9 protein-coding genes are annotated in these 6,427 nt (G+C 71.7%); all 9 read right to left on the bottom strand.

Annotated elements, in window-relative coordinates; translation table 11 throughout:
• A partial coding sequence (locus N5D62_RS28220) for a hypothetical protein (protein ID WP_279761465.1) occupies positions 1-364 on the bottom strand: 364 nt, incomplete at its 3' end.
• Between the two features lie 64 nt (positions 365-428).
• Positions 429-905 (bottom strand): HrpB1 family type III secretion system apparatus protein, encoded by a 477-nt coding sequence (locus N5D62_RS28215; RefSeq protein ID WP_279761463.1) that lies wholly within the window; start codon positions 903-905, stop codon positions 429-431.
• A gap of 106 nt (positions 906-1,011) precedes the next feature.
• Positions 1,012-2,214, bottom strand: coding sequence for a hypothetical protein (locus tag N5D62_RS28210; RefSeq protein ID WP_279761460.1), 1,203 nt, complete (start codon positions 2,212-2,214; stop codon positions 1,012-1,014).
• A 55-nt stretch (positions 2,215-2,269) separates the two neighbouring features.
• Positions 2,270-2,485 (bottom strand): hypothetical protein, encoded by a 216-nt coding sequence (locus tag N5D62_RS28205; protein ID WP_279761459.1) that lies wholly within the window; start codon positions 2,483-2,485, stop codon positions 2,270-2,272.
• Positions 2,486-2,572: 87 nt separating this feature from the next.
• Positions 2,573-2,779, bottom strand: coding sequence for a hypothetical protein (locus tag N5D62_RS28200; protein WP_279761458.1), 207 nt, complete (start codon positions 2,777-2,779; stop codon positions 2,573-2,575).
• 106 nt (positions 2,780-2,885) lie between these two features.
• The gene (locus N5D62_RS28195; RefSeq protein WP_279761456.1) at positions 2,886-3,305 is read right to left on the bottom strand and encodes a hypothetical protein; all 420 of its coding nucleotides are present in this window, start codon (positions 3,303-3,305) and stop codon (positions 2,886-2,888) included.
• Positions 3,306-3,336: 31 nt separating this feature from the next.
• Positions 3,337-3,600: a hypothetical protein gene (locus tag N5D62_RS28190; RefSeq protein ID WP_279761455.1), complete on the bottom strand. Its 264-nt coding sequence runs from the start codon at positions 3,598-3,600 to the stop codon at positions 3,337-3,339.
• Positions 3,600-4,637, bottom strand: a complete 1,038-nt coding sequence (gene hrpD5 / locus N5D62_RS28185; protein ID WP_279761453.1) for an HrpD5 family protein — start codon at positions 4,635-4,637, stop codon at positions 3,600-3,602. Before hrpD5 ends, N5D62_RS28190 begins: the two co-directional genes overlap by 1 nt.
• Before the next feature lie 33 nt (positions 4,638-4,670).
• On the bottom strand, positions 4,671-6,427 hold a 1,757-nt coding region (gene sctC, locus N5D62_RS28180; RefSeq protein WP_279761452.1), incomplete at its 5' end, for a type III secretion system outer membrane ring subunit SctC.

Raw genomic sequence — 6,427 nt, 5'->3', positions numbered from 1 at the left:
CGTTCTTGCTGCTCTGCGCGACCGAGGTGCAGGCCGTGAACTGCAGCCCCTGCGTGGCCACCTGCAGGTTGAGCTCCATCGAGCGCGTCGTCAGCGTCTGCAGGTCCATCGACGGCGCCTCGGTCACGAAGCGCTGCATGTCCGCCGTCACCTGGCGCGACGCGTCGTCCAGCGTGTGCAGCGTCTTGGTCATCGCCGAGTCCGGCCCGCCCACGGCCTGCGCGCGCGTCGCGGCGGCATCGGGCTGCGGCTCGCGCGCCATGAGCTGCTCGAACTTCATCGCCTGGGCCTGCAGGTCCGGCGCCGGGGCCGCGGCCTGCTTGAGCATGTCCTGGGCGGAAATCGCCTGGATGGGATCGGTCATGGGGAACTCCTCGATCGTCGTTGCGAGGCGCGCGGCGCCATGGCCGGGCGCGAGGGCGCGAAGCTCAGGCCCGCAGGTAGGACATCTGCGACAGGTCGATCGTCAGCGGCGGCGTCGCGCCGGTGCCCGGCTCGTCGGCCTCGGACTCGCCGTCCTTGGCCTCCTCCTCCGGGTTCAGCAGCGAGCGCACCATGTCCAGCGCCTCCGGGTTGGTGGCCGTGTGCAGCACGTCCTCCGCGGTGGCGCGCCAGGCCATGTCGCCGGTGGCGAACTGGCAGTAGGCGAGGAAGGCTTTGGCCGTCGCCCACTCCGGCGCGGTCGCGTCGAGGTTGCGCAGCGTGCGCATCGCGTCGGTCCAGTGACCGCGCTTCATCGCGATCCAGGCCTCGAAGAAATCGAGCTGCGACACCTTGGGCCGCAGCAGGCGCACCGCGCCCAGCAGGGCCTCGGCGTCGTCCAGCAGTTCGCGGTCCACCGCCAGGCTCACCAGCCCGACAAGGCCGGAGACGAAATCTTTGCGTTGCAACGAGGAATCGATCATGTCTGCTCCATGGCTCGGGAAGGCAGTGGACGGCCGCTCGGCGGCATCGGATCAGGGAAAGGGAAAAGGCCCCCGGGCCGGGCTCCCCGCCCGGGGGCCGGCCCGCTCAGCGGCGGGCCAGGGTCTTGTCCAGGTCCTTGAGGCTGAACTTGTCGTCGCCCTGCTGGTTGAAGTGACCTTCACCCAGCTTCTGCGCGTTGTCCGCGGCGAAGCTCAGGGCCTTGTCCTGCAGGAACTGCTGGGCCGCCAGGCGCAGCTGGGCGGTCGGCGACGTGCCGTCGGGCAGGTTCTTGCCGTTGGCGACGTCCTGCAGCGTGTCCTTGTCGAAGGTGTTGCCATCCTTGGACAGCGCGTTGAAGTTCTCGCGCAAGGTGGACACGGCGCTGCGCTGCGAGCTGTCCAGGCCGGTCTTCTGCAGCGCGGCGGACACGTCGCCGATGCCGATCTTGCCGTCCGGACGTCCCTTGAAGAGACCGCCGCCCGCGTTGTCGGCGTCGGCGGTGTCGAGCTTGCGCATCGTCTCCTTGCCGGCGTCGCTCTTGAGGAACTTGCACGCGGCCTGGAACTCCGGCGTGAAGTCCTCGGCCTTCATGCCCTTGGGACGGATGCCGTTGGCGGCATCGTTCAGGGCGTCCTTGTCGAGCATCTTCATGTCCGAGCCCTGCATGCCCTTGGCCAGCGCGGCGACCGCGCGGTCCGGCGTCATCGCCTGGCCGGCACCGCCCAGGTTGCCCGCCAGCGCCCCGGCCGCGCCCAACGCGCTGCCCAGGCCCTCGATGGCCTGGCCCAGGCCGCCCAGCAGTTGCTGCGCGCCACCCAGGCCGCCAGCCGCGGCGCCCAGTCCGCCCAGGCCGCCCGCGGCCTGGCCCAGGCCGCCGATGGCCTGGTTCAGCCCGCCCAGGCCCTGCGTCAGGCCGCCCAGCGCGCCCAGCGCCGCGCCCAGCGGATTGGCGGCGCCGCCGCCCATGCCGCCGCCCTGGCCCAGGGCGTTGAGGCCCTGCGTCAGGCCGCCCAGCGCCTGGCCGATGCCGCCCAGGCTTTGGCCGATGCCGCCCAGGGCCTGGTTCAGCCCGCCCAGCGGCGAGTTGGCGAGGTTGCCCAGCTGCCCGATGGCCTGGCCCACGGCCTGGCCCGCCGCGCTCATGGCGCTGGCGATCGGGTTCTGCATCACGGCCTCCAGCGGCCGCAGCAGCTGGGTCAGGCCTTGCAATCCTTGTTGAAGTCCCTGCAGCGCCTGCTGGATGCCGCCCAGGGGATTCTGGATCCCTTGCAGCGCCATGCCCAGCGGCGATTGAAGTTGAATGCTCATGTGTTTCGCTCCGACGGAGGTTGGATGCGGTGACGGGTCGTGCGCGCGGCGCGGGTCACACCAGTCCCTTGACGCTGTCGCCGCCGGCCTTGAACTTCTTGCCCAGCGCTTCCGACATGGCCGCCATCTGGCTCATGCGTCCCATGGCCAGGTTGTTGGCCATGGTCTGCTTGCTCTGGGTCCGGATCTCGTCCATCAGCGCCCGCGACGACGCGGTGGCCTCGGCCGATCCATCCTGGACCAGCGGCGCGCCCGTGAGGGGTGGAGGCATGGGGTGCTCCTTGCTCGGCGTATGACGGTCGCGACGGTGGCGACGGCCGCGACGAGGCCGCGAGGGCCCGGCGCGACCGTCCCGTCGTCAGACCAGGCCTTTGACGCTGTCGCCGGAGGCCTTGAACTTCTTGCCCAGCGCTTCGGACATCGACGCCTGCTGGCTCATGCGGCCCATTTCCAGGTTGTTGCGCATCTGCTCGGCGTTCTGCGAGCGCATTTCACCCATCATCTGGTTCATGTCCATCGTCGCACCGGCGCCTTGGGCGCTTGCGTTGTTGACTTCGTTTGCCATGGTTCTCTCCTGGTGGATGCGGAAGATGACTTCCGGGGGGTAACGGCGCCGCGAGGCACCGGATGCATCGGGACGAACCATTCGTCCCGCGTGCGGTCGTGGCGCGTCAGTTCGGCGGAGCCGACTCCCGCGCCGCGGCATGGGCCAGCACGCCGCTGGCGGCCTGCCGGACGTTCTGGTCGGTGCTGGTGGCCAGCACCTCGTCGAGGATTCCCTTCCAGCGCTCGTCGCGCGCCAGCAGGAAGGCGGTGGCCAGCGCCACCTTCGCGCCCTCGTCCTCGGGATGCGCGTCGACGTGCTCGCCGAGCGTGGTCGCGGCGTACTCCGCGTCGCCGCCGATGCCCTGCGCGATCGCGCGGCAGACGCGGAACGGCGTCGGGTCGTCCAGCGTCAGCTCGATGGCCGCGCTGACGGTGGCGGCGTCGTCGCGCGCCCGGTAGACCGCGCCCAGCAGGCCGACCGCCATCAGGTTGCGGTAGACCAGCGGGTAACCCGGCGCGCCGGACGGGGTGGCGTCGTTGACCATCTCGGATCTCCTTGGTGGACGGCGCGGGCCGTCAGGCGGGCAGCGACGCGGTGTGGATGGTTTCCCACACGTGGCGCACGATGCGTTGCGACGCGCGGAAGCCCTCCACCAGCTGCGAGCTGAGCTGGCGCTCGGCGTCGGGCAGCGCGGTCTGCAGGTGCGCCTCGGTCGACTGCGCGACCTGGTCGAAGTAGCTCAGCATCGCGCGCGTGCGCTCGCCGCTGAGGTCGTCGGTCAGCGTCTTCTCGATGTGCGCCAGGTCGGCGAACACGGTCTGCTCCAGGGGGTTGTCCATCACGGTTCTCCGTTGGCAAGTGAAGGGGCGGAGGACGGCTCCGCGGCGCTCGCCGCCCCGTCCTCGAAAGGCGTGCGCAGCGACAGGTGCTTGGTCCCGTCGGCCGTCTGCACGTACTGCAGGCCGTCGCCGGCGAGCATCGCGCCGACGCGCACCCGCGCCGCCGGCAACGTCTCCTCGACGGCCACGTCGATGCGCGTGACCAGCGGACCGATGTCGGCCGCCACGCGCTTGACCTCGTCGCGCAGCTGCTGCGCGTCCATCGCCTGGCCCTCGACGCCGAACACGCCGTGGCCGCGGTAGACGACGCGCACGCCGGGCCGGTTCAGCGCGTCGCCGATCTGGCGCGCGAGGTCGCTGGCCGCGGCATAGCGGTGCAGCAGCATCTGCTCGTCGAAGGGCTGCAGCGCGGCGCGCGCGCGGGCCATCTCCGCGCCGCCCGGCAACAGGCCCTCGACCACCAGGCGCCGGTCCACCCGGCGCACCGTCAGTCCGTCCACGCCGGCCTGGCGCAGCGCCTGCAGGACCTGCTCCATCGGGCTGACCGGCGGCGCGACCGACGCGGCGGTCTGCGTGCTGACCACGCTGGCGAACGCCGCCAGCAACCCGGCCGCGACGACCAGCGCGCTCAGCTTCAAGCCCCAGCCGGGGCGCCGCGTCGCCGCCACCGCGGCCGGATGGCCCGCGACCTTCGCCGCGACCGCCGCGGCGGGCCGCATCAACGCGTCCATCAGCGCGATGTCGCTGGGCCACTCGGCGCTGTCCGGACCCGCGCACAGCACCACGTCGCCGAAGCGCCGCGGCAGGAAGTCCTCCAGCCGGCCCAGCGGCTTGGCGGGCGTCGCATCGTCGGCGGTGAACTGGAGCGCGGGAGACACGTCGGAGCCTTCTTCCTCGAACGTCAGGACCAGGGCGGGCTGGTCCCAGTCGCTGATCTGGAGGTCGGCCTCCTCATCGCTGGCGATGCGGTACTGCCGACGGGTCAACCGTAGCTGGACCCCTGCATGGCGGCCGGTGAGGATGCGAAGCTGCTTCATGGTTTGCGAATCCCGAACATTGGCCGCCGCGGCTCAGCCGCCGCCGCCTTGCAGGAAGGACTCGGGCGTGCCCGACGGCGCGCGCGGCGCGGCCGACGGCGCGGGCGCCGGGGCGACCGGCGCGCGCAATTGGGACTGCGCCGGCGGCTGGGGCGGCATCGGCGCCGCGGGCATCGGCGGCGCGCCCGACGGCGCGGCCGCGAACACCGGCTCGCGGATCAGCCGCGGCGAGATCAGGAACAGGCGCTCGGTCTGGCCGACGACCTCGTTGGTGCGGCGGAACAGGCCGCCCAGCACCGGCACCCGGCCGAGCACCGGCACCTCGTCGCGCTGGGACGACTGGCTCGATGTCGTGATGCCGCCGATCAGCAGGCTCTCGCCCTCGCCGACATGGGCCTCGGTCATGATCTCGGTCCGCTTGACGACGGGCACGTTGTCCACGCGCTCGTTCTCGAAGCTGCCGTCCTCGATGTAGAGCGAGAGCTTGATGCGGCGCGACACGCCGCCGTTGTCCGGCACCGACGTGATCTGCGGCGTGACCTGCAGCAGCGTGCCGGCCTCGACCTGGAACAGGTTGGCCTCGAGGTTGCCGGCCACGCGCACGGTGACGACGCGTTTCTCGCGCATCACCGCCGGCCGGTTGGCCACGCCGAGAACCTTGGGCTTGGCCACCACGCGGGCCTTGCCGCGCGCGCTCAGCGCGTCGATGCGCGCCATCAGTTCGCGCCCGGCGTTGGACCACAGCGTGCTGAGCGTGAAGCTGTTGGACGCGTTGCCACCGTTGGCCGGCTGCGAGACGCCGAAGCTGCCCTTGCTGCCGCGCACGCTCCAGTCGATGCCCAGCGAGTCGATGCTGTCGCTGCTGACGTCGATGATGGTGGCTTCGAGCTCGACCAGCACCGGCTGCACGTCCAGCCGGCGGATCAGCTCGACGTATTCGTCCATGCGTTGCGGACGGCCGTGGATGATCACGGCGTTGGTGCCCTCGTCGGCCTGGAAGGTCGGCGGGGTGTCGTCCTCCACCGGGCTGACCAGGCCGCGCGCGCCGCCTTGCGGCGTGCCGGCGGCGCCGGGCTTGGACGGCTGGCCGGCGGTCACCTGCGCGGGCTTGCGCGCCATGATGTCGGCCAGCCGCGTGTCGCGGCCCATCACGCCCTGCAGCGCGCGGACCTTCTCGGGATGCAGCTCCGACGGTCCGCCGTCGCTGGCCTCGCCCTCCTGGCCGGCGCCGGGCGAGCCGTAGAGCGAGGACAGGATGGCCGCGACGCCGCGGATGCGGGTCTGGCCGAAGGTGCGGTCGCCCGCCGACGCGAAGCGCAGCGGCACCACGCGCACCGCCTTGCGGTTGCGCTCCATCGCGCCGACGTCCAGCGATTCGATCGCCGCGGCGATCAGCTCGACATGGCGCGGCGGGCCGTAGACCAGCAAGGTGCTCTCGGCCGAGTTGAAGCGCAGCGGGAAGCGCGCGTCCCCGAGCTGCAGCGACTCCAGCAGGTCGGTGACCTGCTCGCGGCGGAAGCCCTTGAGCCGGAACAGCCGGCTCTGGACCGCGCCGGCCGGGTAGAAGTACAGCGCCGTGCCGTCGTGGTACCAGATCACGCCGTAGGCGCGGTTCATCGATTCGAGGAACTTCTCCGGCGTGGTGTCGAAGTTGGCCTGCACGGTGCCGTCGATGCCGTCGGCGAGCACCGCCGGCAGGCCCTGGCTGGCCGCGAAGTCCAGCAGCACCTCGCCGACCCGCTTGCCTTCGGCCTTGTAGACGAAGCGCGGGCTGCGCCATTGGCGCGACG

This window comes from Mitsuaria sp. GD03876, from assembly GCF_029840635.1.
In the GTDB taxonomy this organism is placed as follows: Bacteria; Pseudomonadota; Gammaproteobacteria; order Burkholderiales; family Burkholderiaceae_C; genus Roseateles.
The sequence above is the reverse complement of the archived record's forward strand: the minus strand, read 5'-3'. Positions and strand labels throughout refer to the sequence as shown.

Bases quoted from the DNA above. Each gene is read 5' to 3' on its own strand.
- N5D62_RS28215 (WP_279761463.1), bottom strand. From the start codon at position 905: ATGATCGATTCCTCGTTGCAACGCAAAGATTTCGTCTCCGGCCTTGTC.
- N5D62_RS28210 (WP_279761460.1), bottom strand. From the start codon at position 2,214: ATGAGCATTCAACTTCAATCGCCGCTGGGCATGGCGCTGCAAGGGATC.
- N5D62_RS28205 (WP_279761459.1), bottom strand. From the start codon at position 2,485: ATGCCTCCACCCCTCACGGGCGCGCCGCTGGTCCAGGATGGATCGGCC.
- N5D62_RS28200 (WP_279761458.1), bottom strand. From the start codon at position 2,779: ATGGCAAACGAAGTCAACAACGCAAGCGCCCAAGGCGCCGGTGCGACG.
- N5D62_RS28195 (WP_279761456.1), bottom strand. From the start codon at position 3,305: ATGGTCAACGACGCCACCCCGTCCGGCGCGCCGGGTTACCCGCTGGTC.
- N5D62_RS28190 (WP_279761455.1), bottom strand. From the start codon at position 3,600: ATGGACAACCCCCTGGAGCAGACCGTGTTCGCCGACCTGGCGCACATC.
- hrpD5 (WP_279761453.1), bottom strand. From the start codon at position 4,637: ATGAAGCAGCTTCGCATCCTCACCGGCCGCCATGCAGGGGTCCAGCTA.